Here is a 26,351-nt window from a genome sequence, read left to right as displayed (position 1 = left end):
TGAAAACGAGCCGCCGCTTTAGGGTCCGCCGAGCCATGCATCAAGCGCAACGCTTGCACGTGCCACCGCGAGCGCTATCGGGAAGCGAAAGTGGGAGGAAACATGACACGGCGCAAGCTGATCGCGGGCAATTGGAAAATGAACGGCAGCCTGGCGACGCTCGCCGAGCTCGACGGCATCGCGGCCGCCGCCGCCGCGGCGCCGGGAGTGGATGTTGCGGTTGCCGTCCCGGCGACCCTGATCGCGCCGGCGCATGCGCGCCTGCCTTCCCTCGCGATCGGGGCGGAGGACGTGCACGAGGCGGATAGCGGCGCGCATACTGGCTGCATCTCAGCCCCGATGGTCAAGGAAGCCGGCGCTGTCTTCACCATTGTCGGCCATTCCGAACGCCGCGGTGACCAGCACGAGACCAGCCACGACGCCTATATGAAGTCGTCGGCGGCGCACCGTCACGGATTGGGCGTCATCCTCTGCGTCGGCGAAACCCAGGCCGAGCGTGACGCGGGCCGCGCCGAACGCGTGGTCCAAGCGCAGATCGAGAAATCCTTGCCCGACGATGCGCGTGCCGACTGGCTGACGCTTGCCTATGAACCGCGTTGGGCGATCGGTACCGGCCGCACGCCGACGATGGAGGAGATCGCGGCGATGCATGCGATCGCGCGAGCCAAGTTGCGCCAGATGATCGGCGACCCGGCGCTCGACGTACGGATTCTCTACGGGGGATCGGTGACCGGAACGAATGCCGGCGAGATCCTCGCGCTCGACAATGTCGATGGCGCCCTGGTCGGAGGCGCCAGCCTGACCGCGGACAAGTTCGTCCCGATCATCCAGGCCGCCAAGGCTCTGTCAGCATGAGCGATACGCCGCTACCGGCGCCACGCCGCGTTGTCACCGCGATTGACGCGGACGGGCGCTCGTACATCGCCGAGGACGGCGCCAGCCCAGCCGAATTCGTCTTGCCCGGCTCGACCTATCGCAGCACGAATATGTGGCGGACGCATACGGCACCGGGCGCGATCGACGCGCCAGATGACATTGCCGAGCATCGCGGCGTGCTGCCGCCGAGCAGTGGTACAGTGCTGCGCGTGATCGACTTCCCGCCGATCGGCGACGCGACGCCGGAGCAGCGCGCTGCGATGGTAAAGGCGGTGTTCGCCGCGCTCTATCCCGATGCCGATCACCACGAAGGCAGCACGCGCTCGGCGAGCATGCACACGACCGATACGGTCGATTACGCGATCGTGCTGCAGGGTGAGATCGTCGCGGTGATGGACCGCGACGAGACGATCTTGCGCGCGGGCGACATCCTGATCCAGCGCGGGACGCCGCATGGGTGGGAAAACAGGTCGGACCACCTCGCGCGCATTGCTTTCGTATTGATCGACGCGGTACGCTCCGCCACCGCCTGATTGCGGTAGGTTTGCGTCGGAATCCGAACTAGCTTGGTGACCTTCCTCTTCAAGGAGTCGCGGCAATGGATATTCTCGGACAGCTTCTACAGCAGGCGACAGGCGCAACCGGCGGTGACGCCGGCGCGGCACCACAAGTCGATGTCGGCGCGCTCGCGCAGCAATTCGGGCTGACCCCCGACCAGGCCAATGCGGCGGTCGGCGCCTTGTTGCCGGCGGTCCTCGGCGGATTGAAGAAGGTCGAACAGGGCGGCGGGCTCGGCTCAGTCGCCGACATTGCCGGCGCGACCACATCGCCGGCAACCGACACCGATGCCGGCAATGCCGTGCTCGGCCAGATTTTCGGATCGAAGGACGTCAGTCGCTCGGTCGCGACCGCCGCCTCGGCGCAAACCGGGATCAGCGACACGATCATGAAGGCGATGCTGCCGATCGTCGCCGGGCTGGTCGCGCAACAAGTATCGAAGAAGATGGGCGGTGGCGTGATGGGCGGGATCGCCGCCAGCGTCCTCACGTCGATGATCGCGGGCGGCGGCGGGAGTGCTGCTCCCGCTATCCCGGCGGCACCCGCCGCGGCGCCGGCCGGCGGCATCTTCGGCAGTCTCGGCGGGCTGGCATCGATGCTCGATGCCAATCACGACGGCAATCCGCTCGACGATATCCTGGGCATGGTGCGCGGCGGGGGGCGGCCGGCCTGACGGATTCTCTATTCACGCCTCCCCGGCGAAGGCGGGGGCCAGTTGCAACGCCTTATGTTGGATAGGTGCCGCCTAGCCAATTGGTCGCGGTGACGCTGGACCCCGGCCTTCGCCGGGGAAGCGTAGAAACGACATTAGCCTCCGTAGCGTTTCTTGAGCATCGCCCAGGCGGCGCGCACGCCCAGGGCATCGCCGCCCTTGGGACGTCCCGGCTTGGCGGTCGGGCGCCAGGCGAAGGTGTCGAGGTGCGCCCAGGGCACCGCCTCGGGCGCGAAGCGACGCAGGAACAAGGCAGCAGTGACCGCGCCGGCATAGCCATTGTCGGGTGCGTTGATCAGGTCGGCGATGTCGGACTTCAGATATTCGTCATAACCGTCCCATAGCGGCAACCGCCACAACGGATCGTGGACTGCCGTGCCCGCCTCGATCAGATCGGCGGCCAGCACCTCGTCGCTGATGAAGGTGGCGGGCAGATCGGGACCGAGCGCGACGCGCGCCGCGCCGGTCAGCGTAGCATAGTCGATCACCAGTTCGGGCTTCGCTTCGCCGGCCTTGGTCAACGCATCGCCGAGCACCAGCCGCCCTTCGGCATCGGTGTTGGTATTCTCGACCGTCAGTCCCTTGCGCGTCTTGAGCACGTCGCCCGGGCGGAAAGCATCGGCCGAAATCGCGTTCTCAACCGCGGGGATCAGCACATGCAGGCGAATGGGCAGTCGTGCGCCCATGATCAGATTGGCCAGCGCCAGCGCATGCGCCGCCCCGCCCATATCCTTCTTCATCAGCCGCATGCCGCTCGCCGGCTTGATGTCGAGGCCGCCCGAATCAAAGCAAACGCCTTTGCCCAGCACGGCGACGCGCGGATGTTTGGGATTGCCCCATTCGATCTCGATCAAGCGCGGCGCGCGATGCTTGGCGGCGGCGCGGCCGACGGCGTCGATCATCGGATAGCCCGTCGTCAGCGCGTCGCCGCGCGTGACCGTCAACGTCGCATCGAACGCCTTGGCAAGCTTCGCCGCCTCGGCCTCGAGCTCGGCCGGGCCCATGTCGGACGAGCCGAGATTGACCAGATCGCGGACCAACGCGGTCGCCTGTGCCAGTCTGACGGTCTCGTCGATCGCTGCCGGATCGCTGGTCAGCAGGACGCGCGGCCCGCTGTCCTTGTCGGGCTTGGTATATTTGTCGAAGCGATGCTGTGCGAGGAGCCAGCCTAGGCCCGCTGCACCCAGATCACCGCTTTTCAGCCGATACGTGCCTTCGGGCAGGAAATCGGGCTGCGACGCGATGCGCCATGGCGACGTCCCAGCTTCGTCGCAGACATGCAGTACCGACCAATCCTCGGCGCCCTCGCCGGGAAGGATCGCCTTGTTCCCAGCCTTACCGGTCGCCCGGGCAGCGGTGAGCATCGCCCGCACGCGCGGCGGTTGCGCGGCCAGCCAATCGGCGAACCCGTCGGGATGGACGACCTCGATCGCGCGGGCGGACTGGCCGCGATCGGGCTGGAGGAGGGCGGCGAAGTCGGTCATGTGGCGGTCTCGTCGGGAAAGCGGATCATCTGGTCAAGAGCGCCGGTCACTCGGCGGGCATCACGATGAATTGTTCGTAGCGGCCGGCGCCGTCGGGCTCGGCGTAGGTCACCACGGCTAGCTTGGTGCCGTTCGCATAGGTTACGGTATAGTTGCGGTTGACGAACCCGCCGCGCAGCCGCGCGGGCCGCGTCAAGGTGAACGACGCCGGGTCACCGAGCTTGGCCAGGCTGTCGCGATAATCGCCGATCGCCGTCGCGTCGAAATAGTAATTGGCGTCCTCTGTCATCGTCGCGCGATCGAGCTTGCCCGCGCGCAACTGGTCGAAAATCGCGCGCGCCTGCGCGGTCTTCGCCGTTTCGGCGTCGCCGGCAGCAGCCGGCTCGGTGGCAGGCGGCAAAATCAGCTCGGAAATCTGGCCGGCAATGCCGGTAAAGGCGTCGGAGAAGTCCGAATTGACCAGCACCACGACGGCGGCCTTGTCATCGGGATAGACGATATTCTCGGACAGGAATCCGACGGCCTCGCCGCTATGTTCGACGTAGCGATGCCCCTTGGCGGTGCCAGTGAAGACCCCCAGGCCGTAATTGGTCGACTTGCCGTTGGTCAGCAGGATCGGGGTTTCTTGCACCTGCCAGTCGTCAGCGGGCATCACGCTGCGGTTGAGCCGGGCGATGTCCCATTTGGCGAGATCGCTCGCCGACATGGCGAGTTCGCCCGCCGCGAACAGCCAGCCCCGCGCCGCCGGCTTCTCGACCCGCACCGGGCCGAGCGCATAGCGATGATAGCCTTGCGGAAAGCCTTTGCCGACCGCGAGATCCTGATCGATCACCTTCATCCCCAGCGGCTTGAATACCTTGTCCTGCAGATAGGCGAGCAGCGGCTTGCCCGCGGCCTTTTCGACGATCATCCCGGCGACGACATAGCCGGTGTTCGAATATTGCCATTGTGTGCCGGGCGCGAAATCGAGCGGCTTCTTCGCCCAACGATCGACGATCTGCTGCGGCGTGATCGGCTTTTCCATCGCCGCGAAACTGTAATCCTGGGGCCAATAGTCCTGCAGGCCCGACGTGTGGCTAAGCAGCTGGCGGATGGTGATCTTGTCGCCGTCGGTGATGCCAGGCAGCCACTTGGCCACCGTGTCATCGAGGCTGAGTTTGCCCTCATCTTCGAGCATCAGGATCGCGGCGGCGGTGAATTGCTTGGAGATCGAGGCGATCTGATACGGGGCGTCGCTGCGCGGAGTCGCGATCGTCTCGGACTGTTTGCCATAGGCTTTGGCGAACACGATCTTGCCGTCGCGCACGATCGCGATCGACGCCGACGGCACGCCGTTGCGCGCCAGCGTGTCGGTGACGATCGAGTCGACCTTGGTGGTTTCGGCGGGAGTCAGATCCTGCGCGAGCGCTGGCGTGGCGACGAGAAGCAGGGCAAGCGGCAGAAAGCGCATCGGCGGGCGGCTCCGAAAGAAATGCCCGCTCGCTATAAGCTGCCATTCGCCGCGCGCAATCAGCGGGCCAGCGGTACACCGGGCATGAGCGCCATGCGCGGGGCGTAGCGCCAGGTTTCGGCACGCAGCGTGCGTATCGGTCCGGCGCTCAGCGATATAGGCGCCGGAGCGTTGGGCGACCGCGCGGGGAGCATCAGCAGATAGCGTCCGGGCGCTCCGTCGAGGCTGCGATACCAGATCGCGCCCTGCAGCCGCCGAGCGGCGATGGCGGCCTCGAACGCGGCTGTATCGTCCGCGGCCATCGCATAGACGCGTAGATAGGTTCCCGGTCGCCGCTGTTCGAGCGGCGTCGCGCGGCTCGCTTCGCGCCACAATTCCCAACCTTCGTCGCCGATCGCGGAGACATAGGGCCCGGCATTGGCGCGGAAGTCGGCGCCGTCGCCCTTGGGATCGGGACGACCCGCCAGCCCGTCGGGTGTCGTCCCGAACGTCCCATCGACAAAGGCGCCCGCGCGGTTGCCGCTCGTCACGTACCAGGCGAACCAGGCGAGCTTGTCGGCATGAGCAGCATGCCAGCGCAAATGCTGACGATAGCCGGCTTCGAACGCGGCTCGGTCCTTCACCGTGTAGGCATAGAGATGGGCGGTGCCGCCGGATTGCGCGGTCGCGACGGCGGGAACGACAATCGGCAGGCAGGCGAGCAACAGTCGGACAAGCATCGGATTTCTCCTTCACTCGCACTCTAGACTCGCGTCGGTAATTCCGTAATTCGGAAGTTGGAATGGAATCGTTAGGCAATGCAGAATGTTTGAGGGTGCGGACCTGCGGCGGGCGGCTATATTCCACGCGGTCGCGCGGGCCGGCGGCATCGCCGCGGCGGCACGGGTGATCGGCAAATCGGCGCCAGCGGTCCATGCGGATCTTCGACGGTTCGAGCGCGATGTCGGCGTGACCTTGATGGAGCGATCGGGCCGGGCGCTTCGGCTGACTCCGCAAGGACGGGTGCTGTTCGATACGATCGGCCGCGCGCTCGACGAGATCGACCGGGTGCGCGTCTATCTCAATCGCGACGACGGGTTCGTCACGCCGCTCAGGATCGGTGCGGTGACTGGGTTCGGCCGCTACCGGCTCGCGCCACTTCTGTTCGCGAGCATGCCGGATGCGCGGCCGATCCTGTTTCGCACCGGATCGCACGAAGACCTGCTCGCGGCGTTGCTGGCAGGGGAGATCGATCTGGCCGTGACCTATCGCGCGGTGACCGCGGTGCCGGTCGAATCGGTCGAATTGGCGGGCGAAGAAGCGGTGCTGGTGGGCGCCATCGGCGATGTCGGCAGTCTCGATGCGATCGAGCGGCTGCGTTTCATCACCTATGACGAATATGACTATGTGTTCGGCCATTGGTTCGATCGCGTGTTCGGCCGCCAACCGGCGTCGTTGATCCGTCATGACCATTGCACCGAACTCGAAGAGGCGCTGATCAGCGTCCGCGCCGGGCGCGGTGCGACGATCGCGCCGCTCGATGCCTGCCTTGCGGCCGGCCTCGAACCGGCGACGGCGGGACGCGCGCCCAACACGCTGTATCTCTGCGGGATCGGAGGAGCGCTGACTTCGCCCGAGGCAGCGCAGATCCGGGAATTGCTCGCCTAACGGCGTTTCTTGCGCTTGGCCGGTGCCGGCGTGCGGACCGGAACTGCTGGTGGTCGCAGCGCAATGCCTTCGACCGGCGCACAGCGCGTCATCACCGTGCCGATCATCGCCAGCAGCCGCGATCGCGCATTGCCGAGCCCGATCGGGTCGGTGCCGCGATCCTGCGTTTCCAGATTCACATAAGGCAATCCGCGGAACAGCGCATAATTCGACAGCGACCCGTCGCTAGTCACGACATGCTCGAACATGATGTTCATGTCGGCATCGGACAGCGGCCGCGCGCAAAAGCCGCTCGCCGGGCTGCGGTCGCCGAGATAGGAGACGATCGCGACGCTGTCGGTGTCGTCATAGGGCCAGGCCGCGCGGATCGACGGGCGCGGCGAATAGAGGTCGCTGCACAACAGCACCGAAATCTCGCCCTTGCCGGTATAGCCGGCATCGGGCGGCGTGCAGGTCGATTCCGAGGCGCTATAGCCGGGCTCGTTGGTGTGCAGCGCCACGATCAGCCGCGTCGGACTGCCCAGATCCGCCAGCACCGTCGCGGCGTAATTGGGCGTATCGTCGCGAAAATTGCGATTGGGGTCGATCGAACGGCCATAAGCGACGTCGGGGTTCATCCGGCTGTCGGGCCCATCGATCGAGCGCGCTTCCTCGATCGCGATCACCACGCCGCCATAGGATCGCACCGCGAATATCGCGGCCTGGAATGCGGCATTCTCGTTATCGTGCGGCACGAACCATAATGGCCCGCCGGGATGACGCAGATTGACGATGCGATAGAGACGCCAAAAGGCGCGATCTTCGCGGAATTCGATCCGATTGACCGACAATCCGTCCCAGATTGCGGGATTGGCGAGGCGCGTGAAATCGTCGGTCGCCATCACCATCGGATCGACCGGCGTGACGATCTTCTGTAGCGGCGCGGACACGATCTGCGCCGACGCTGCAGGCGCGATTAGCGCCACGGTCAGCCCCAGAACGATCGCCCATATTTTCATGACGCCACTCTGTTAGGTGGCGCGCGGCGTCTGGCAATAGTGCTGTCCGAGATCGGGACAGATCAGGCGGGGACACCGAACAAATCGTGCTCGTCGGCGTCTTCGATGAGCACCGGCGTGATGTCGCCGACTGTCAGGTGACCGGCATCGCGCAGGAATACCTCTCCGTCGATCTCGGGCGCGTCGGCCTGGCTGCGCCCGGTGGCGCCGCCGTCCTCGTCGACCGCGTCGATGATCACCGGCAGTGTGCGGCCGATCTTGGCCTGAAGCTTGGCCGCGCTGATCGCTGCGGTCTTTTCCATGATCCGGGCGTAGCGCTCTTCCTTGACGTCTTCCGGCACATGGTTGGGTAAAGCGTTCGCCGCCGCGCCCTCTACCGGTTCGAAGCGGAAGGCGCCGACGCGGTCGAGCTGGGCCTCGTCGAGCCAGTCGAGCAGATATTCGAAATCCTCCTCGGTTTCGCCGGGGAAGCCGACCACGAAGGTCGAGCGGATTGCAATATCGGGCGCGATCGAGCGCCATGACTTGATGCGCTCAAGTACCTTCGCCTCGTTGGCCGGGCGGCGCATCAGCTTGAGCACGTTGCGGCTCGCGTGCTGGAACGGAATGTCGAGATAGGGGAGCACCAACCCCTCCGCCATCAGCGGGATGACCTGATCGACATGCGGATAGGGGTAGACGTAATGGAGCCGGACCCAGGGCGCGATCTTGCCGAGTTCGCGCGCCAGGTCGGTCATGTGGGCGCGGACTTCGTTGCCGTGCCACATGCGTGGGAAATGCTTGATATCGACACCATAGGCCGACGTATCCTGACTGATGACCAGCAGTTCCTTGGTGCCCGCTTCGACCAGCTTTTCCGCCTCGCGTAGAATCGCGTCGGGGCGGCGGCTGACCAGGTCGCCGCGCAAGCTTGGGATGATGCAGAAAGCGCAGCGGTGGTTGCAGCCCTCCGAAATCTTCAAATAGCTGTAATGGCGCGGGGTCAGCTTGAGCCCGCTTTCGGGCACAAGGTTGAGGAACGCGTTGGGCGGCATCGGCGCCGCCTCGTGCACCGCGCCGACGACCTGCTCATATTCATGCGCGCCGGTGATCGCGAGCACGGCCGGGAAGCGGTCGCGGATGACCTGGGCTTCCTTACCCATGCAACCGGTGACGATGACGCGGCCATTCTCGGCGATCGCCTCGCCGATAGCCTCCAGGCTTTCCTCCTTGGCGGAGTCGAGAAAGCCGCAGGTATTGACCAGCACGACGTCCGCGCCGGCATAATCGGGCGACAGCTGATAGCCGTCCGACCGCAGCTTGGTCAGGATGCGCTCGCTGTCGACCAGGTTCTTGGGACAGCCCAAGGACACCATACCCACGCGGGGCGGTTCGGGAAGTTTGGTTGCCATGATTGCGCGCGCACATAAGCGTTTTGGTGCCGCTTGAACAGGGTAGGGCTGCGCGCCTATCCTTCGCCGTCGAGCGCTACTGAGCGAGAGAGGTCGATTTGCCCGATTATTGGCTGCGGCCGCATCCCGATTTCAAGAGCACGGCAGTCATCGCGATCAACGTCGCGATCGCCCGTGATGGCGCTCGTCTGTCCTTGCGCTACTCGGTTGAAGGTGCGCTGGATCGCGTCCTCTGGCCCGAGCCGATGGCATCGGCTCGGACCGATGAATTATGGACGCACACCTGTTTAGAAGCGTTCGTCCAGCCGACGGGGGAGGCGGGCTATACCGAGCTCAACCTGTCGCCCTCGGGGCGCTGGGCGACCTATCACTTCGATGGGCACCGCGTCGGCATGCGCAACGCTGCGGCGGTTCCCGATCTGTCATGGCGATCGCCCGCGCTCACCGCCAGGATTGACCTGGGCGATATCGCCGACATGGACTGGCGGCTCGGCCTTACCGCCGTGATCGAAGCGGTCGACGGGTCGAAGAGCTTTTGGGCGCTGGAACACCCCGCCGGGCCGCCCGATTTTCACAACGCGGATTGCTTTGTCGCGCGGCTCCCGGCACCTGATCGCGCATGAAATTCGGTATCGACCGGCTCCTCGACGAGCCAGACCTGAGGAAACCGCTCGAGAGCAAGCGTGTCGCGTTGCTCGCGCACCCGGCCTCGGTCACCGCGGACCTGACGCATTCGATCGACGCATTGGTCGCGACGGGGCTCAACGTCTCCGCGGTGTTCGGTCCGCAGCACGGTGTGCGCGGCGATCTGCAGGATAATATGATGGAGTCGCCCGACTTCACCGATCCGACCTACGGCATGCCGGTGTTCAGTCTGTACGGCGAAGTGCGGCGTCCGACCGGCCAGTCGATGGGCACGTTCGACACGATTCTGATCGACCTTCAGGACGTCGGCTGCCGCATCTATACCTTCGTCACGACATTGCTCTACGTGCTCGAAGCGGCGGCGGCGCACGGCAAGTCGGTGTGGGTGCTCGATCGACCCAACCCCGCGGGACGGCCGATCGAAGGGCTAACCTTGCGCCCCGGTTGGGAAAGCTTTGTCGGCGCGGGGCCGATGCCGATGCGGCACGGCATGACCCTGGGCGAGATGGGGCATTGGTTCATCGATCATTACAAGCTCGACGTCGATTATCGGGTGATCGCGATGGAGGGATGGCAACCCGACGCGGCGCCCGGCTTCGGCTGGCCGCCCGAACGCCCCTGGATCAATCCCAGTCCCAATGCCGCCAACATCAATATGGCGCGCGCTTATGCCGGGACGGTGATGCTCGAAGGCACGAATTTGAGCGAGGGACGCGGGACGACGCGCCCGCTCGAACTGTTCGGCGCCCCCGATATCGACGCGCGCGCGGTCATCGCCGAGATGAGGCGGATCGCACCGCGATGGCTCGACGGCTGCACGCTGCGCGATCTCTGGTTCCAGCCGACCTTTCACAAGCATGTCGGGCGGTTGTGCAACGGCGTGTTCATCCATGCCGAGGGCGCTGCCTATGACCATGACGCGTTTCGCCCGTGGCGGCTTCAGGCGCTGGCGTTCAAGGCGGTTCGCACGATTTATGGCGACTACGACCTATGGCGCGATTTCGCCTATGAATATGTCTTCGACAAACTGGCGATCGACGTCATCAATGGCGGCACGGACCTGCGTGAATGGGTCGACGATGCGGCCGCCCTGCCGGGCGATCTCGATTCGCTGACCGTTCCCGATGAGGCTGTTTGGGCGGAGGTACGGCGGCCGCATTTGCTCTATTGACCGTTGGATTGGCCGAAAACGACGCGAAACCCGCATTCTATCGCGAGTCGCTCCCCTTTGATCCCAAAAGGGATGCATCGCGTCATCAGCGTGACATGGTCTGTGGATAACCGAATCGCGGGGATCGGGATCGCAGCTATGGAATCAGATATTCGTTTTTATGCGCGCCGGGTCGCCCAGGAGCGCATCGCCGCGAAGAACGCCGTGACAGCGGAAGCGCGCGCACGACGGCTCGAACTCGCCGAGAAGTTTCAGGAAAAACTCACGCAGTTAGAGGCGTGCTGAAGCTCGACTTCTTCTAGAGCTTGACCCTCACCTTTTGCGCGTCAGCTCGCGCATCGCGTCATCAAGCCCCGCCAGCGTCAGCGGGTACATGCGGTCGTTCATCAGCTCGCGGACGATCTTGATCGATTGCGAATAGCCCCATTGCTCTTCCTTGATCGGGTTGAGCCAGACCGCGGCGGGGTAAGTGGTCGTCATCCGGTGCAGCCACACCGCCCCCGATTCCTCGTTGAAATGTTCGACCGAACCGCCCGGGTGCGTGATCTCGTAGGGGCTCATCGATCCGTCACCGACGATCACCAGCTTATAATCGTGGCCAAACTTACGAAGCACGTCCCAGGTGGGCGTGCGCTCGGTGAAGCGGCGGCGATTGTCCTTCCACACGCCTTCATACGGGCAGTTGTGGAAATAGAAGAACTCCATGTTCTTGAACTCTGACGTCGCCGCCGAGAACAATTCTTCGCAGAGCTTGACCCAGGGATCCATCGATCCGCCGACGTCGAGGAACAGCAGCAATTTGACCGCATTATGCCGCTCGGGGCGCATATGGATGTCGAGCCAGCCCTGGCGCGCCGTGCCCTCGATCGTCGCGTCGAGATCGAGTTCGTCGGCCGAGCCTTCGCGCGCGAAGCGGCGCAGGCGGCGGAGCGCGATCTTGATGTTGCGGGTACCGAGCTCGCGCGTGCTGTCGAGATTCTTGAACTCGCGCTGATCCCACACCTTGATCGCGCGGCCATGCTTGGATTCGCCGCCGATCCGCACACCTTCGGGATTGTAGCCCGAATTGCCGTACGGACTCGTGCCGCCCGTGCCGATCCACTTGTTGCCGCCCTGATGGCGCTTTTCCTGCTCCTCCAGACGCTTCTTGAGCGTTTCCATGATCTCGTCCCACGAGCCGAGCGACTTGATCTGCTCCATTTCCTCGGGCGAGAGATATTTCTCGGCGATCGCCTTCAGCCAGTCTGCGGGGATTTCCGCAGGCTGGGTGCCATAAGTTGTGGCGATCCCCTTGAAGACCTTGGCGAACACCTGGTCGAAGCGATCGAGCAGGCCTTCGTCCTTCACGTACACGGCGCGGCTGAGATAATAGAAATCCTCCGGCGTGCGATCGATCACGTTCTTGTCGAGCGCCTCGAGCAGGATGAGATGCTCCTTCATGCTCGCAGGAATGCCAGCGGCACGAAGCTCGTCGAGGAAGTTCAGAAACATGGGTATGGTCTTAACGCAGCCAAGGGCCTGTACTCAATAGCACCGGGCCGTGACCAGGTTTCAGCGATAGGCGTCGATCAGCGCGCCGACATAATCCGGATCGCGGCCGGTCAATTCGGGCGCGGGCTTCGCCTTATGGCCGTCCAGCGCCAAGGGATAGATGAAGCCGTAAAGTGGGAAAGTGGTCGATCCGAGCCCTTCGGCGTCGCGATACCAGACGCGCACTTCACTCCAGTCATTGTCGGGGCTGACATCGGTCAGCGTGACGTCCTGCTCGGCATGGCCGCGCTCGCCGTTCATCCGCGACCAATTGGCGTGGGTGACCATCGCCACCCGGCTGTCGACCACCCGGCTGATCACCGCGACATGGCCGAGCGGCAGCCGCGCGGTCTTGCGGAAGACGACGACCGCTCCAGCGCGCGGGGTCTGGCCGCGGCGATATCGACCTTCGGCTTGATCCCACCAGGTCCAGGCGTCGCCATAGATCTGGATGCCGGACGCCGCTCGTGCGAACGGCACGCACTGCCCGACATAGTCGAGCAATGTTCCGGCGCGCGCTGGGGCGGCTATTCCCGCCAACAGGGAAAGAGCAGCCGCCAGCACGCGGAGATGGGGGGGATATCTCCTCATGCCCGCCTGCCATAGGGAGTGTGGACTGACCGGATGGTTGGCGGACGGGGTTAATTAGCTGGTGACCGTAAATTCATTTCGCGATCGTCGTGATGGATCAGCGACACCATCACGACCGATATGATCATCAGCAGATACCAGGAACCGAGCTTGGCGGGGCTCACCATCGCCCAGCCGTGACGCTGGTTGGGGTAGGACCAGGCATGGGCGAAGGTAGCCAGATTCTCGGCAAACCAGATGAACAGGGCGACCAGAAAGAAGCCGAGCAGCACCGGCATCCAGCGTTCGCGGCGGAACGGCGTGAAATAGAAGCGCGAGCGCCAGAACATCAGCGCGATGATCGCAAACAAGAGCCAGCGGATATCGGGAAGCCAGTGATGGGAGAAGAAATTGACGTAGATCGCGACGGCAAGCGCGATCAGCGCGCGCCGGGACGGCCAATGATCGAAATGAATCCCGAAGATGCGCCAGATGCGCGCGATATAGCTGCCCACCGCGGCGTACATGAATCCGGAATAGAGCGGGACCAGCCCGATATGGAGCACGCCGCCGGCCGGATAATTCCACGAGCCGGCCTGTGTCTTAAACTGCTCCATGATCGTACCGGTGACGTGGAACGCCAGGATAACCCTAGCCTCTTCCCAATTCTCCAGCCGGAAGGCGAGCATGCCGATTTGGATCGCGATCGCCGTCAAGGTCACGAAGTCGTTACGAGCGAGTGGCGCGTCATCGGGGTAGAAGAGGTGCGCGCCGAGCAGCAGCACGAGCATCAGCGCGCCGAACAGACACGCCCAGCCTTGCTTGAAGCCGAACAGCAGGAATTCGTAGACCCACGACTTCCACCCGCTGCTCGGCTGCGCCGCCTCGAGCTTGGCGCGGACGCGGGCGAAGCGGGTGGCGCCGGGCTGCAAGGGATGATCGCTCATCTACCCGTCATGCCAGCGAAAGAGCATCAGGTTAAGCATGCCCCGCATGCTTAAGGATCGTCCGGGGGACGATCCGACCAGATGCTCATCTCAAGAGGCTTGAGACCCCAGCTTGCGCTGGGGTGACGGTATTTGATCTGAGGCGCTTGTCGTTCAGAGCGGTAGGGCGGGCCGCCATCTGCTGCCGCAATCAGCGCGGGCCGCCGCCCTGCTGACGCTTGGCCATGAACGCCAGCCGCTCGAACAGCATCACGTCCTGCTCGTTCTTGAGCAAGGCGCCGTGGAGCGGCGGGATCGCCTTCGTCGGGTCGCGATTCTGCAGCACGTCGAGCGGCATGTCCTCGTGGAGCAGCAGCTTCAGCCAATCGAGCAACTCGCTGGTCGACGGCTTCTTCTTGAGGCCGGGGACGTCGCGGACGTCGTAGAAAATGTCCATCGCTTTCGACACCAGGATCTTCTGGATGCCGGGGAAGTGGACGTCGACGATCGCCTGCATCGTGTCGCGGTCGGGGAATTTGATATAATGGAAAAAGCAGCGGCGCAGGAATGCGTCGGGCAATTCCTTCTCGTTGTTCGAGGTGATGACGACGATCGGCCGCTCGGCCGCGCGCACCGTCTCCTTGGTCTCGTAGACATGGAATTCCATGCGATCGAGTTCCTGGAGCAGGTCGTTGGGGAATTCGATATCGGCCTTGTCGATCTCGTCGATCAGCAGGACGGGGACCTCGGGCGCTGTGAACGCCTCCCACAATTTGCCCTTGCGGATATAGTTGGAGATGTCGTGGACGCGCTCGTCGCCCAACTGGCCGTCGCGCAGGCGGGCGACTGCGTCATATTCGTACAAGCCCTGCTGCGCCTTGGTGGTCGATTTGACGTTCCACTCGATCAGCGGCGCGTTGACCGCCTTGGCGATCTCATAGGCCAGAACGGTCTTGCCGGTACCGGGCTCGCCCTTGACCAGTAGCGGACGGCGAAGGGTCACCGCGGCATTGACCGCGACCTTCAGGTCATCGGTCGCGACATAGCTCTGGGTGCCTTCGAAGCGAATCATTGCTGTCCCCGAATTTTTTCGAAACTCGGGTTTGCTTAGAACTGCCCAAAGGGAAAACGCAAGCTCAGCTCCGGTCGCGCGCGCTCTTGCGGGCTTCGGCCAGATCCCAAAGTGCGCGATGCTGGGCGAGCAGCTGTTGGGCGCCAAAGCTCATCGCGCGCTCGACCGGCGCTTCGGAGGCCAATGTCACCGCGATCGTCTGCGTCTCGGCATCGATCGGCAGGTTGGACGGCAGCGGCGCGAACCCCGCGCGATCGGCGGCGGCACTCATCAGCGCGCGCACCGCGTGCCAGTCGAGCACCAGGGCGATCGAGGCGCCTACCGCGCACCCGGCGCGGTCGGACTGCGCCAGCATGTCGAGCGCGTGGCGCTGCGCATTGACGGCGGCTTCCGATTCGGCCTGGCCCGGCGTGGAGGGGATCGGTCCGGCCGCGGCGGTCAGGCGCGCGAGCAAGGCGCGTTCGTCGGCGAATGATTCGGCCGCGGCTTCCAGCCACGGCTGGGCCGTCTGGCTGTGCCCATGGCCGACCGCATGATCGATTACCCCGGGATGGCGCCCGTGCAATGCGCACAGCAAGTGGATCGCGTCAGCGAGGTCGCGCGTCGCGGCACCCGGCGCACATATGGCGCGAATGAACGGGTGGCGCGCGCTGCCGTCGGCATCGGCGAGCGCGGCGAGCACGCTCCACCCGCCACCGCGACGATCAAATGATAGTGTTTCGACTGACATGGTTCCCCAATGCAATGTGGCTCCGCGCACTCTTGGGGCAGAGGGATATACCGAACCACGTAAAGACGCGGTTTATGTGCCCTTAAGTATGTCGCAACCGCCGCAGGAGCGGGGCACTTCGGCGCAGCCCCTTGGCAGCCCCTTTGCCGGCGCGCATTCTTGCCGGTCCCGCCGGTCGCCTGTAGCAATTGCGTCGAGACGGGGGAGGAACGCCATGACGAGATGGTGGGCGGCGGTGATCGCGCTGGCCGGTGCGGTGATCCTGGCGATCGTGGCGACAACGCCGCCGGGGCCGGTGCCCGCCGATGCGCCCACCACACTTTTCTCGGCGATTCGGGCAATGACGGACGTTCGCGTGATCGGCCGCGCGCCGCATCCGACTGGCAGCGCCGAGGACGCGCAAGTCCGTGCCTATTTGGTCGCACGTCTTAAAGGCATGGGCCTGGAAGTCGCCACCGCCACCGGCACGATGAGCACCGCGGCCAAAAAGCGCCTCGATGGTTGGAGCAAGGCAGTCGCGCCCGCGCCGCCGCTTACCAATATCATCGCGATCCTGCCCGGTCGCGATCGCGCGCAACCCGCGGTCCTGTTGATGGCCCATCACGACAGCGTCTGGGGATCGCCCGCCGCTGCCGATGACGGCGCGGGCGTGGCATCGGTGCTGGAGACGATTCGTGCGATCAAGGCGGGCGGCCAGCCGCGCCGAGACGTGATGGTGCTGCTGACCGACGGCGAGGAACTCGGGCTGGAAGGCGCGAAAGCGTTCTTCGCCACCGATTCGCGCCGCGCGCATGTCGGCGTGATCGTCAATCTCGAGACGCGCGGAGGCGGCGGGCGCGCATCGATGTTCGAGACGGGCAGCGACAATGGCGCGATGATGGACCTGTTCGGACAGGCTGTGCGCCGGCCGGTGGCGACGTCGCTCAGCGTGTTCATCTACAAGAAACTGCCCAATTCGACCGACCTGACCGTGGCCAAGAAACTCGGCTATCCGGGATTCAATTTCGCGTTCATCGGCCGCGCGGGTCTCTATCATTCGCCGCTGGCAACTCCCGACGCGCTTGACCAGGGTGCGTTGCAGGACATGGGACGCCAGACGCTCGATTTGACGCGCGCGCTGGCCGATGCGCCGGTGCTGCCGGGCAGGGCGGCCGACCGCACGTTCTTCGACGCTTACGGCCTGTTCTTCGTCAGCTATCCGGCGGCGCTGGGCTGGGTGTTCCTGGGGATCGGCGGGCTGGGTTATGGCGCGGCAGCGTGGCGGCGTGCGACGATCGGAGAGGTCGCCAAGGGGACGGGTATGCTGCTCGCGCTGATCGTTATCGCGATGGCGTGGTTGTATCTCGTCAACATGGTGTCGATCGGGTTCGGCGCAAACAACCATTATTACGACAGGCTCGCGGCGATTCCCCGGCTTCAGGTTCAGGCCTTGCTCGTCTGTCTCGCCACATTCCTGACAATCCGCCATTGGCTTCCGTCGGGGGTGGGGAGCATCGCCGGGGCGGCGATTCCGTTGCTGGCGCTCGGCGTCGTCATGCAGGCGTTGGCGCCCACGGCATCCTACCCCTTCGCGATGCCCTTGATGCTTGGCGGGATGGCGCTGGCGATCGATCGTTACGCTGGAAGGAGCGTTGGCATCGCTGCGACGATCGTCGCGGCGACGCTGGGTGTCGGCTATATGCTCGGGTTCGGATTCTTCCTGCTGCAGGCGGTGGGTCCTGGCATGCCGATGGTTGCCGCGATTCCGCTAGCGATCAGCGCGGTGTTGCTCTTGCCGCTGATGCCCGAACCGCGACGCGCGCTGACGATGGTGGCGGCATTGCTGGTCGTTGCGACCGGTATCGCTCTATGGATACTGCTCGACCCGGTGGCGCCAAGCGTCGCGGTGTACAGCGACGTGAAGACATAAGACCGGCAGAAAACAACAGCCTCCTGGCTTGGGCGGCGGCCGAGATTCGCCACCCAAATGGACGTTGACTCGCCACCGGCGAGGAATACGCTGCCGATCGTTCGCGGCGAGATCAACGTGCGCAGCGATGTTGCGTTTGGAGGGTTGTTCGACCGTGTCTCTGATCCATCGCGTTGGTGCCCTCGGCCTCGCGGCAAGCTGCCTGTTTCTCTCCACCGCTGCATCGGCGAAGCTCGGGGGCGCGATGTCCAGCGTCACCGAGGATCGCGGGCGAATGGCCGTCAGCATGAAGTCGGTCGCTATGGGTCGCTACACGCGCCATGAAATGACGCGTCCGAATGGCGGTTCGGTGCGCGAGTTCACCAATGCCGCCGGAACGGTCTTCGCGGTGACCTGGTCCGGCCCGGGCAAGCCCGATCTCAAGACTCTGTTCGGACCGTATTTCTCGACCTTCCAGTCTAATAGCGTCGCGACGGCGCGACAAATGCACTCGCTGCGCCGTCCTCCGCAGGTCGCGCAGCGCGATCTGCAGATCCAGGCCGGCGGCCATATGGGCTGGTTCCACGGAGTGGCGTTCGTGCCCTCGCTGGCGCCGGCCGGCTTCTCAATCGACGATCTGGCGACACAACCGTGAAGGTCCGCAAACATCTCGGCGGGCTGATGATCGCATTGGCGCTCGTCGGGTGCGGCGGGGGAGGCACCGGATCCTCGACGCCCATCGCCGCCGCGCCGACGCCGAGCCCCACGCCGTCACCCACACCAACGCCGACTCCCACGCCGACACCGACTCCCACGGCCAACACCGCCACGGTCACGCTGGATGCGGGTCCGGCCGCGCTCAATACCGGGACCGGCGCGTATACCGCGTTCAACGAGCCCTATGTCTCGGTCACCATCTGTGCACCGGGCTCGACGATCAATTGCCAGACGATCGACCATGTCATCCTCGACACCGGCTCGGTCGGCTTGCGTATCATCAAGCCCGTGCTCAACGCGGGCCTGCTCGCCGCGCTGCCGACCGAAACCGACGCGTCGAGCAATCCGGTCGGCGAATGCTATCAGTACGTGAATTCCTATGCCTTCGGCTCGGTGCGAACGGCCGATTTCTCGATCGCGGGGGAGAAGGTCGCCAACATGCCGTTTCAGGCGATCGGCGACAGCGGGACCTTCGCCAGCGTGCCCTCGAGCTGCTCCTCGGGTGGCGGCACCGCGATCCAGACGGTGCAGGATTTCGGCGCCAACGGGATTATCGGCGTCGGTACGACCACCACCGATTGCGGCAGCTTTTGCACGGTCAATGGCGGCTCGTCGGGCGCGATCTATTATGATTGCCCAAGCAGTGGCTGCAGCAGCGTGATCGCGCGCGCGGCGAACGCTGCCGCGCCGTTCCAGCAATTGCCCAATCCGGTCGCGGCTTTCGCCTCCGACAATAACGGAACGATCATATCGCTGCCGGCGGTGGCGCAGTCCGGCGCGACCTCGCTGACCGGCACTGTGACCTTCGGCATCGGAACGCAGGCCGATAACAGCTTGAGCGCGGCCAATGTGTTGCCGTTGACTACCTCGACGAGCCAGCTGGGGCCGGGGACGCTCGCCGCAACCTATAATGGCAAGAAGCTGACTCAGAGCTTCGTCGACAGCGGCAGCAACGATTATTATTTCATCGACACCAGCCTGAACCCCTGCACCGACGCTGGCCTGATCGCCTTTTACTGTCCGCCGATGCCGACGCCGCTGTCGCCTTTGCTGACCGCGACCAACGGCGTGACCGCGAGTGGGGCGTTCGAGCTGTACAGCCCGCTGAACGTGTCCGGGTCATCGACCGTCGCCCCGGGCTCGGCGTCAATCCGACGCTGGTCAAACCGCCGCTCCCGTTCGCCAACAGCTTCGATTTCGGCGTGCCGTTCTTCTTTGGACGAACGGTCTATACCGCGATCGAGGGCCGGCCCGCCGGAGGCGTTGGCGGACCATACGTGGCGTTTTGAAGCGGGCGTGATCGCGAGCGCCCCGGGCGCGTTACGCACTTGCGATCGATCCATCCCGAACCGCAAGATCGGTCGAGCAAGCGAGAGCCATGAGCGACTAGCTGGTGCCGCCACGGAGGAAGGACGATGAAGGCGGCGCTTCAGAATTATCAGGACCGGATGCAGCGCGTGCTGGACTATATCGACCAGCATCTCGACGGGGATCTCGATCTGGAAACGGTGAGCCGCGTCGCGGCTTTCTCGAAATTCCATTTCCACCGTCAGTTCATGGCGACGTTCGAACTGTCCCTGCATCGCTATGTCCAGCTTGCCCGGATGAAGCGTGCATCGCACCAACTCGCCCATTGCAGTGCGGACAGCGTCACGGACATCGCGATGGACGCCGGCTATGACGCGCCCGACGCCTTTGCCCGCGCCTTTCGGCAACGGTTCGGGCAATCGCCATCGTCGTTCCGGAAATCTCCCGATTGGGAGCCGTGGCTTGCGGCCTTCGGGCCTCTCGACAATGCGAGGAGCAAGCTCATGCAACATAGTTTTACCCATGACGACGTGACGATCCGCGATGTGCCGCCGATGCCGGTGGCGATCATGGAGCACCGGGGCGACCGGGCGACGCTGGGCGACACCATCCAGCGGTTCATCGCCTGGCGTAAAGCCGCCGGCCTGTCGCCCGCGACCAGCCCGACCATCAACGTCTTCCGGTCCGAGCGAACGCCCGCGGTCGCGGCCGATTACAGCATGGATCTGTGTGTCGGAACCGACCAGCCGATCGCGCCGAATGATGAGGGGATGAAGGCCGGTGTGATCCCCGGCGGACGTTGCGCGGTGCTGCGCGTCGTCGGCGCCACGAACAATATGGAGCCCGCCGCGCTGTTCCTTTATCGCGATTGGTTGCCGGCGAGTGGCGAGGACGTGCGGGACTTTCCGATCTATTGCCGGCGGTATCTTACCTTTTCTCCGGACGAGCCGGTCCACGACGCGGTCGCGGAGCTGTTCCTGCCGTTGAAATAGTGGGGCTCATAGCCTTCTCCCGCTTTCGGGTGTACCGGGTCGGTCATGCCCCCGGCATGACCTGAACAGCGCGGGGCGCTGTTCACCCGGTGCAGGTTGGGTGAGGGTCTTCTTTCTTCTTCGAGGCGCGGGTGCCGGGACAGAAGAAGTAAGAAGACCCTCACCCTCCCACCGCCTTCGGCGGCGGGCCCCTCCCTCTCCCGCGAGCGGGAGAGGGGTTTTGAGCGATAACGGCCAATAAAAAGGCCGCGGCGGTTTCCCGTCGCGGCCTCTTTTTCGTTCGGTGCTTGAACTTACTGGTCCAAGAAACTCCGCATCTTGCGCGACCGGCTCGGGTGCTTGAGCTTGCGCAGCGCCTTCGCCTCGATCTGGCGGATACGTTCGCGGGTCACGCTGAACTGCTGGCCGACTTCCTCGAGCGTGTGGTCGGTGTTCATCCCGATGCCGAAGCGCATGCGCAGCACGCGTTCCTCGCGCGGGGTGAGCGATGCGAGCACGCGGGTCACCGTTTCCTTGAGGTTGGCCTGGATCGCGGCATCGACCGGGATGACCGCATTCTTGTCCTCGATGAAATCGCCCAAATGCGAATCCTCTTCGTCGCCGATCGGCGTCTCGAGGCTGATCGGTTCCTTGGCGATCTTCATCACCTTGCGGACCTTTTCGAGCGGCATCGACAGGCGCTCGGCCATTTCCTCGGGCGTCGGCTCGCGGCCCTGCTCGTGGAGGAACTGGCGGCTGGTCCGCACCAGCTTGTTGATCGTCTCGATCATATGGACCGGGATGCGGATGGTCCGCGCCTGGTCGGCGATCGAGCGGGTGATCGCCTGGCGGATCCACCAGGTCGCATAGGTCGAGAATTTGTAACCACGGCGATATTCGAACTTATCGACCGCCTTCATCAGACCGATATTGCCTTCCTGGATCAAATCCAGGAATTGCAGCCCGCGGTTGGTGTATTTCTTGGCGATCGAGATCACGAGGCGGAGATTGGCCTCGACCATCTCCTTCTTCGCGATCCGCGCCTCGCGCTCGCCCTTTTGCACCATGTTGACGATGCGGCGGAACTCGGGAAGCGCCATGCCGGTCTGCTGCGAGATTTCCGAAATCTCGCCGCGGATGCGATCGACCGCGCCGACCTCGTTCGTAGCGAAGGCGGTCCACTTCTTGTCGAGGCTGCCCACCGTCGTCAGCCACGAATCGTCGAGCTCGTGACCCTGATAGCGATTGAGGAAATCGGCGCGGGCGACCTTGTGGCGCTCGGCCAGACGCAGCATCTGCCCGCCCAGCGCAGTCAGGCGCCGGTTGAAGCTGTAGAGCTGGTCGACCAGATATTCGATCTTCGCCTGGTGGAACTGGACGCTCTCGACTTCGGCGGTGAGGTCCTCGCGCAGCTTCTGGTACTTGCGCTCCTCGGCTGCCGACAGTTCGCCACCGGCGCCCATCGCGTCGAGGCGCTGCCCCTGCATCTTGGAGAATTTCTTGTAGATCGAGGTGATGTTGGCGAACCGCTCGAGCGCCAATGGCTTGAGCTGTTCTTCCATCTGGGCGAGGCTGAGCGTGTTGTCCTCTTCCTCGTCGTCCGAGATGCGCGGCGCACGACGCTCGGTCATGTCGTCCTCGTCCTCGTCGGCCGCCTGGACCTCCTCGGGCTCTTCCTCTTCCTTGAAGCTGGCGCCGGCGGTCTTCTCGCTGATCTCGCCCGAATCGTCGTCCTCGGCGCTTTCGACCTGCTCGGCCGACGGGCCCTTGGACAGCATCGCGTCGAGATCGAGGATCTCGCGCAACTGCATCGTGCCTTCGTTGAGCGCGGTCGACCAGTCGATGATCGCGTTGAACGTGATCGGCGATTCGCACAGGCCGAGAATCATCGTGTCGCGGCCGGCCTCGATCCGCTTGGCGATTGCGATCTCACCCTCACGGCTGAGCAATTCGACCGCGCCCATCTCGCGCAGGTACATCCGCACCGGGTCATCGGTGCGGTCGATCGTTTCCTTTTTCTTGGTCTCGAGCGCGGGGGCGTTTTCCTCGGACGAATCGACCGGATCGATATCTTCGTCCTCGTCCTTCTGATCCTCGCCGTCCTCGCCGCCCTCGTCATTCTCGACGACGTTGACGCCCATTTCGTTGAGCGCGGACATCACGTCCTCGATCTGCTCGGAGGACATCTGGTCCTGCGGCAACATCTCGTTGAGCTGGTCGACGGTTATGTACCCGCGCTTTTTGGCGCGGGCGACCAGCTTCTTGATTTCCGCATCGTTGAGATCGATCAGCGGAGCGTCGCCCGTCTCAGCCGGTTCTGCCGCTTCCGCCATAGTCGTCTTCACCATCAAATGCCCTCGGTTTTACGCTCGATGCGTAATTTTACGCGTCATTGTTCGCTTGTATCAGATTTGCAAGCCGCAGTTCCAAAGCTCGTTGCTCGCGCAACAGTTCCATTTGCCGTTGGAAAGCTTCATCCGACGCGGAAATTTCCAGTTCGGATGTCGCCTGCGCCAGCGCCGCATCGACTTCGGGCCGCGCCACCATGATCGCTATCGCCTCGTCAAGATCGGCGCTGGCCCGTTCGGGCTCTGCACCATCCTGGGTAAACGAATAGGGAGTGGCATCGGCTCTCAGCAGATCTGTGGTTATCTGACCAAGTCCTGATGAGCCCAATATGGTGATCAGGCGCTGGCTATCAAGCGCTCGGTCCTCGAGCGCCAGATCGACCACGGCTTCGAACAATCGTCCAAGTGCGCCGTCGGCCAGTTTCAGGCTGCCGAGCACTTCCATATGGCGAGCGATTTCCGTGGGATGGCGGATCAATCCCGCGAGTACGGCCTTGGCCAGCAGCCGGTCGATCCCGGCGGCACGCACCGCCTTGGCCTGGGATGTGGCCGGGGGCAAGGGAGGCACCCATTTGGTGCCTGGCTTGCGTGGCGTGAACTGGCGCGGGGTGAAATCGCGTTGCGGGCGGGCGAACAGGTCATCGATGCGGCGGCGGAATTCGGCCTGATATTCGTGGCGCACGTCGGGATCGGCGATCGTCTCGGCATGAGTCATCAGCCGGCGCTTGAGCCCTGCGCGTTGTTCGGGCGTGTCGAGCGGCTCGGCGGCATGTTCGTGCGCCCACAATCGGTCGACCAGCGACTCGGGTTTTTCCAGCAACGCCTCGAACGCCGCGGGACCGCGAGCGCGGACCAGGTCGTCCGGATCCTGTCCCTCGGGCAAGGTCACGAATCGCAGGCTGCGTCCGGGGGCGAGGCCGGGCAGGGCGCGCAACGCCGCGCGGATCGCGGCCTTCTGCCCGGCCGAATCGCCGTCGAAGCAGAGGATCGGCACGTCAGCCAGCCGCCACAGCCGCTCCAACTGGTGCTCGGTCAGCGCGGTGCCGAGCGGCGCCACCGCTTCGCCGAACCCGGCCTGGGCGAGCGCGATCACGTCCATATAGCCCTCGACCACGATGATCCGGCCGGACTTGCGGCTGGCGGGTGCGGCGCGGTCGAGATTGTAGAGCGTGCGGCCCTTGTCGAAGAGCGGCGTGTCGGGGGAATTGAGATATTTGGGCTCGCCCTGGCCAATCACGCGCCCGCCGAACGCGATCACGCGCCCGCGCGCGTCGCGGATCGGGATCATCAATCGCCCGCGGAAACGATCGTACGGCTCCTTGTCGTCGACCTTGATCAACATACCCGATTCGATCAGCGCGGGGTCGCCATAGCTCTTGAGCTCCTCGCGCAGCTTGCCCCGCGAATCGGGCGAATAGCCCATGCCGAAGGTGCGCGCGGTCTCCGCCTTGATGCCGCGCTTCTCCAATACCGACCGCGCTTCCGCACCGGCGATGCCGTTCAATTGGTCGGTGAAGAATTGCGCGGCGTCGGCCATCAGGTCGTGCAGGCCCTTGGCGCGCTCGGCGCGTTCGACCGACTGGCGGTCCTGCGCGGGCATTTCCATGCCGGCGGCCTGGGCGAGTTCCTTGACGGCATCGATGAACGGCAGCCCCTGCTGTTCGGTCATCCAGCGGATCGCATCGCCATGCGCCGAGCAGCCGAAGCAGTGATAGAAGCTCTTGTCGTCGTTGACGTAGAAGCTCGGCGTCTTTTCGCTGTGGAACGGGCAGCAGCCCTTGAACTCGCGACCCGCCTTGGTGAGCTTGACGGTCTTTCCGACCAGCGCGGACAGCAGGGTTCGCGCGCGGAGTTCGTCGAGAAAGGCGGGGGTAAGACTCACCCGCGCATTATATCACGCTATTGGCGCATAGCCGTGGGGTTTGGCAACTGCGGCGAAATCTCGATTTCGGCATTGCCAATCAGATAAGTATGCGCTTATCTGTCGACATGATTGAGAATGAGCTGTTCAAGGCTCTGGCCGACCCTACCCGCCGCGCGATCTTCGAGAAGCTGGCGAGCGGCAGCATGAACGCCAGCGCCTTGCGGGACGGCATGAAGATCAGCCAGCCGGCAATGTCCCAGCACCTTGCCGTGCTGCGCACCGCACGGCTCGTTCGCGAAGAGCGGCGGGGGCGTTTCGTGAACTATGAGGTCGACCCGGAGGGGCTGGCGCTGATCGCTACATGGTTGACCAAATACCGCGCTTATTGGCCCGCGCGGATCGATGCGTTGAAGATCTTGCTGAAGGACATGGATCAATGAGCGGTACCGAGCCCGAAAAGCAGGCCGAGATTCTGGTGTTCGAATACGAACTCGATGCTCCGCCCGAAAAGGTCTGGCGAGCGATCAGTATCCCCGGCTTTCGGGACAAATGGCTGCCCGAGGAGGATCTGGCCGATGCCGATCCGGTCTCCACCGCCCCTGGCGAGGAAATCCGCTATGCGATTCGCGACGGCGAACCGCCGTTCCTCGAAAGCATTGTCACCTTCCACGTCAGGCCCGGCACGGACGGCGGCTCGATCCTCAGGGTGGTTCACGGCCTGACGGATGCGCGGTTGGCGCCACGCAAGGTGCCGGCGGCGAACAATAACGGCCCTTTGATGATGCTCGCCGCCTGACGCCTCGGCCCGCCAGCAAAAAATTCCAGCATTTAGGAGTTCGCCGATGCGCGAAGCGATGCAACTCGTCCCCATGGTCATCGAGCAATCCAGTCGCGGCGAACGCTCGTTCGATATCTATTCACGCCTGCTGCGCGAGCGGATCATCTTCCTCAACGGGGAAGTGAACGACGCCGTGGCCGCGCTCGTCTGCGCGCAATTGCTGTTCCTGGAGGCCGAAAACCCCCGGAAGCCGATCCAGCTCTACATCAATTCACCCGGCGGCGTGGTGACCAGCGGCCTCGCGATGTACGATACCATGCAATATATCCGCGCACCGGTTCACACGCTCTGCATGGGGACGGCGCGATCGATGGGCTCGTTTCTGCTGATGGCCGGCGAACCCGGCGAACGCGCCGCCTTGCCCAATGCCAGTATCCTCATCCACCAGCCGTCGGGCGGCTTCCAGGGACAGGCGTCGGACATGCTGATCCACGCCGAGGAAATCTTTCGCACCAAGCAGCGCATGACCCGGCTCTATGCCGAGCATTGCGGTCGGACCTATGAGGAGTTCGAGGCCGCGATGGACCGAGATCGCTTCATGACGGCGGAAGAAGCGATGCAATGGGGCCTGATCGACCGCATCCTGACCGAACGGGAGGCGGGTACGATGGGGGGCGATGGAGGTGTCTGAATTGCGGGATTGGCGTGCGGGTCGTT

Annotated in this window: 26 protein-coding genes; 14 read left to right on the top strand and 12 right to left on the bottom strand. The window is 64.2% G+C overall.

All coding sequences use genetic code 11. The features are described 5' to 3' along the window. The first annotated feature begins 102 nt into the window (after window positions 1-102). The 3 genes from tpiA to AC1DRD_RS13185 all read left to right on the top strand — a co-directional run bounded on the left by tpiA (window position 103) and on the right by AC1DRD_RS13185 (window position 2,107). The gene (tpiA, locus tag AC1DRD_RS13195) at window positions 103-855 is read left to right on the top strand and encodes a triose-phosphate isomerase (RefSeq protein WP_478029226.1); all 753 of its coding nucleotides are present in this window, start codon (window positions 103-105) and stop codon (window positions 853-855) included. After that, window positions 852-1,409 (top strand): cupin domain-containing protein, encoded by a 558-nt coding sequence (locus AC1DRD_RS13190; RefSeq protein ID WP_478041724.1) that lies wholly within the window; start codon window positions 852-854, stop codon window positions 1,407-1,409. The genes tpiA and AC1DRD_RS13190 overlap by 4 nt, the downstream gene beginning before the upstream one ends. A gap of 65 nt (window positions 1,410-1,474) precedes the next feature. Next, window positions 1,475-2,107, top strand: a complete 633-nt coding sequence (locus tag AC1DRD_RS13185) for a DUF937 domain-containing protein (RefSeq protein ID WP_478041723.1) — start codon at window positions 1,475-1,477, stop codon at window positions 2,105-2,107. 134 nt (window positions 2,108-2,241) lie between these two features. Here the strand turns inward: AC1DRD_RS13185 and AC1DRD_RS13180 are convergent, their stop codons facing one another. From AC1DRD_RS13180 to AC1DRD_RS13170, 3 genes are read right to left on the bottom strand one after another with little or no spacing between them, the layout of a single operon-like run. Continuing rightward, window positions 2,242-3,630 carry a leucyl aminopeptidase family protein gene (locus tag AC1DRD_RS13180; protein ID WP_478041722.1) on the bottom strand — a complete coding sequence of 463 codons (1,389 nt, stop codon included), beginning with the start codon at window positions 3,628-3,630 and terminating at the stop codon, window positions 2,242-2,244. Between the two features lie 46 nt (window positions 3,631-3,676). Then, window positions 3,677-5,080, bottom strand: coding sequence for a serine hydrolase domain-containing protein (locus AC1DRD_RS13175; protein ID WP_478029222.1), 1,404 nt, complete (start codon window positions 5,078-5,080; stop codon window positions 3,677-3,679). A gap of 59 nt (window positions 5,081-5,139) precedes the next feature. Then, window positions 5,140-5,799 (bottom strand): VOC family protein, encoded by a 660-nt coding sequence (locus tag AC1DRD_RS13170; protein WP_478041721.1) that lies wholly within the window; start codon window positions 5,797-5,799, stop codon window positions 5,140-5,142. Window positions 5,800-5,884: 85 nt separating this feature from the next. On the opposite strand from AC1DRD_RS13170, the gene AC1DRD_RS13165 reads away from it, so the two are divergent. Continuing rightward, complete coding sequence (locus tag AC1DRD_RS13165; protein ID WP_478041720.1) at window positions 5,885-6,727, top strand: LysR family transcriptional regulator; 843 nt, start codon at window positions 5,885-5,887, stop codon at window positions 6,725-6,727. On the opposite strand, the gene AC1DRD_RS13160 is transcribed toward AC1DRD_RS13165, so the two are convergent. Both AC1DRD_RS13160 and rimO read right to left on the bottom strand, forming a co-directional pair. Continuing rightward, the gene (locus AC1DRD_RS13160) at window positions 6,724-7,725 is read right to left on the bottom strand and encodes a hypothetical protein (protein WP_478041719.1); all 1,002 of its coding nucleotides are present in this window, start codon (window positions 7,723-7,725) and stop codon (window positions 6,724-6,726) included. The two genes, AC1DRD_RS13165 and AC1DRD_RS13160, sit on opposite strands and share 4 nt — an antisense overlap. A 62-nt stretch (window positions 7,726-7,787) precedes the next feature. After that, a complete protein-coding gene (rimO, locus tag AC1DRD_RS13155; protein WP_478041718.1) occupies window positions 7,788-9,116 on the bottom strand; it encodes a 30S ribosomal protein S12 methylthiotransferase RimO in 1,329 nt (442 codons plus the stop codon). A gap of 98 nt (window positions 9,117-9,214) precedes the next feature. On the opposite strand from rimO, the gene AC1DRD_RS13150 reads away from it, so the two are divergent. From AC1DRD_RS13150 to AC1DRD_RS13140, 3 genes are all read left to right on the top strand, one after another. Continuing rightward, window positions 9,215-9,739 (top strand): DOMON-like domain-containing protein, encoded by a 525-nt coding sequence (locus AC1DRD_RS13150; protein WP_478029217.1) that lies wholly within the window; start codon window positions 9,215-9,217, stop codon window positions 9,737-9,739. Next, the gene (locus tag AC1DRD_RS13145) at window positions 9,736-10,932 is read left to right on the top strand and encodes an exo-beta-N-acetylmuramidase NamZ family protein (protein ID WP_478029216.1); all 1,197 of its coding nucleotides are present in this window, start codon (window positions 9,736-9,738) and stop codon (window positions 10,930-10,932) included. Before AC1DRD_RS13150 ends, AC1DRD_RS13145 begins: the two co-directional genes overlap by 4 nt. A 72-nt stretch (window positions 10,933-11,004) precedes the next feature. Next, window positions 11,005-11,217 (top strand): hypothetical protein, encoded by a 213-nt coding sequence (locus AC1DRD_RS13140; protein WP_478029215.1) that lies wholly within the window; start codon window positions 11,005-11,007, stop codon window positions 11,215-11,217. 27 nt (window positions 11,218-11,244) lie between these two features. Here the strand turns inward: AC1DRD_RS13140 and AC1DRD_RS13135 are convergent, their stop codons facing one another. The 5 genes from AC1DRD_RS13135 to AC1DRD_RS13115 all read right to left on the bottom strand — a co-directional run bounded on the left by AC1DRD_RS13135 (window position 11,245) and on the right by AC1DRD_RS13115 (window position 15,760). Further along, window positions 11,245-12,423, bottom strand: a complete 1,179-nt coding sequence (locus tag AC1DRD_RS13135) for a vWA domain-containing protein (RefSeq protein WP_478041717.1) — start codon at window positions 12,421-12,423, stop codon at window positions 11,245-11,247. A 60-nt stretch (window positions 12,424-12,483) separates the two neighbouring features. After that, the gene (locus AC1DRD_RS13130; RefSeq protein WP_478041716.1) at window positions 12,484-13,053 is read right to left on the bottom strand and encodes a CHAP domain-containing protein; all 570 of its coding nucleotides are present in this window, start codon (window positions 13,051-13,053) and stop codon (window positions 12,484-12,486) included. Window positions 13,054-13,103: 50 nt separating this feature from the next. Continuing rightward, on the bottom strand, window positions 13,104-13,979 hold the full coding sequence (locus AC1DRD_RS13125; RefSeq protein WP_478041715.1) for a DUF817 domain-containing protein: 876 nt from the start codon (window positions 13,977-13,979) through the stop codon (window positions 13,104-13,106). A 190-nt stretch (window positions 13,980-14,169) separates the two neighbouring features. After that, the gene (locus AC1DRD_RS13120) at window positions 14,170-15,027 is read right to left on the bottom strand and encodes an AAA family ATPase (RefSeq protein ID WP_478041893.1); all 858 of its coding nucleotides are present in this window, start codon (window positions 15,025-15,027) and stop codon (window positions 14,170-14,172) included. A gap of 67 nt (window positions 15,028-15,094) precedes the next feature. Beyond that, window positions 15,095-15,760: a DUF6975 family protein gene (locus tag AC1DRD_RS13115; protein ID WP_478029211.1), complete on the bottom strand. Its 666-nt coding sequence runs from the start codon at window positions 15,758-15,760 to the stop codon at window positions 15,095-15,097. A 214-nt stretch (window positions 15,761-15,974) separates the two neighbouring features. Here AC1DRD_RS13115 and AC1DRD_RS13110 point away from each other — a divergent pair, with 214 nt between their 5' ends. From AC1DRD_RS13110 to AC1DRD_RS13095, 4 genes are all read left to right on the top strand, one after another. Next, the gene (locus AC1DRD_RS13110; RefSeq protein ID WP_478029210.1) at window positions 15,975-17,669 is read left to right on the top strand and encodes a M28 family peptidase; all 1,695 of its coding nucleotides are present in this window, start codon (window positions 15,975-15,977) and stop codon (window positions 17,667-17,669) included. 154 nt (window positions 17,670-17,823) lie between these two features. Further along, window positions 17,824-18,303, top strand: a complete 480-nt coding sequence (locus tag AC1DRD_RS13105; protein ID WP_478041714.1) for a DUF2844 domain-containing protein — start codon at window positions 17,824-17,826, stop codon at window positions 18,301-18,303. Next, window positions 18,300-19,784 carry a DUF3443 family protein gene (locus tag AC1DRD_RS13100; RefSeq protein WP_478041713.1) on the top strand — a complete coding sequence of 495 codons (1,485 nt, stop codon included), beginning with the start codon at window positions 18,300-18,302 and terminating at the stop codon, window positions 19,782-19,784. The genes AC1DRD_RS13105 and AC1DRD_RS13100 overlap by 4 nt, the downstream gene beginning before the upstream one ends. Then, window positions 19,781-20,665: an AraC family transcriptional regulator gene (locus AC1DRD_RS13095; protein ID WP_478041712.1), complete on the top strand. Its 885-nt coding sequence runs from the start codon at window positions 19,781-19,783 to the stop codon at window positions 20,663-20,665. Before AC1DRD_RS13100 ends, AC1DRD_RS13095 begins: the two co-directional genes overlap by 4 nt. A 293-nt stretch (window positions 20,666-20,958) precedes the next feature. Here the strand turns inward: AC1DRD_RS13095 and rpoD are convergent, their stop codons facing one another. Further along, window positions 20,959-22,992 (bottom strand): RNA polymerase sigma factor RpoD, encoded by a 2,034-nt coding sequence (gene rpoD / locus AC1DRD_RS13090; RefSeq protein ID WP_478029206.1) that lies wholly within the window; start codon window positions 22,990-22,992, stop codon window positions 20,959-20,961. A gap of 34 nt (window positions 22,993-23,026) precedes the next feature. After that, a complete protein-coding gene (dnaG, locus tag AC1DRD_RS13085) occupies window positions 23,027-24,874 on the bottom strand; it encodes a DNA primase (protein ID WP_478041711.1) in 1,848 nt (615 codons plus the stop codon). A 20-nt stretch (window positions 24,875-24,894) separates the two neighbouring features. Between dnaG and AC1DRD_RS13080 the strand changes: the two genes are divergently transcribed. Genes AC1DRD_RS13080 through AC1DRD_RS13070 form a run of 3 tightly spaced genes read left to right on the top strand, consistent with a single transcriptional unit; the run spans window position 24,895 to window position 26,325 of the window. Then, the gene (locus tag AC1DRD_RS13080; RefSeq protein ID WP_478041710.1) at window positions 24,895-25,296 is read left to right on the top strand and encodes an ArsR/SmtB family transcription factor; all 402 of its coding nucleotides are present in this window, start codon (window positions 24,895-24,897) and stop codon (window positions 25,294-25,296) included. After that, the gene (locus AC1DRD_RS13075; protein ID WP_478041709.1) at window positions 25,293-25,652 is read left to right on the top strand and encodes an SRPBCC family protein; all 360 of its coding nucleotides are present in this window, start codon (window positions 25,293-25,295) and stop codon (window positions 25,650-25,652) included. The genes AC1DRD_RS13080 and AC1DRD_RS13075 overlap by 4 nt, the downstream gene beginning before the upstream one ends. Window positions 25,653-25,698: 46 nt before the next feature. Continuing rightward, on the top strand, window positions 25,699-26,325 hold the full coding sequence (locus AC1DRD_RS13070) for an ATP-dependent Clp protease proteolytic subunit (protein ID WP_478041708.1): 627 nt from the start codon (window positions 25,699-25,701) through the stop codon (window positions 26,323-26,325). The last annotated feature ends 26 nt before the right edge of the window (window positions 26,326-26,351 follow it).

It is taken from the genome of Sphingomonas sp. P4_G2, assembly GCF_056401155.1.
The sequence above is the reverse complement of the archived record's forward strand: the minus strand, read 5'-3'. Positions and strand labels throughout refer to the sequence as shown.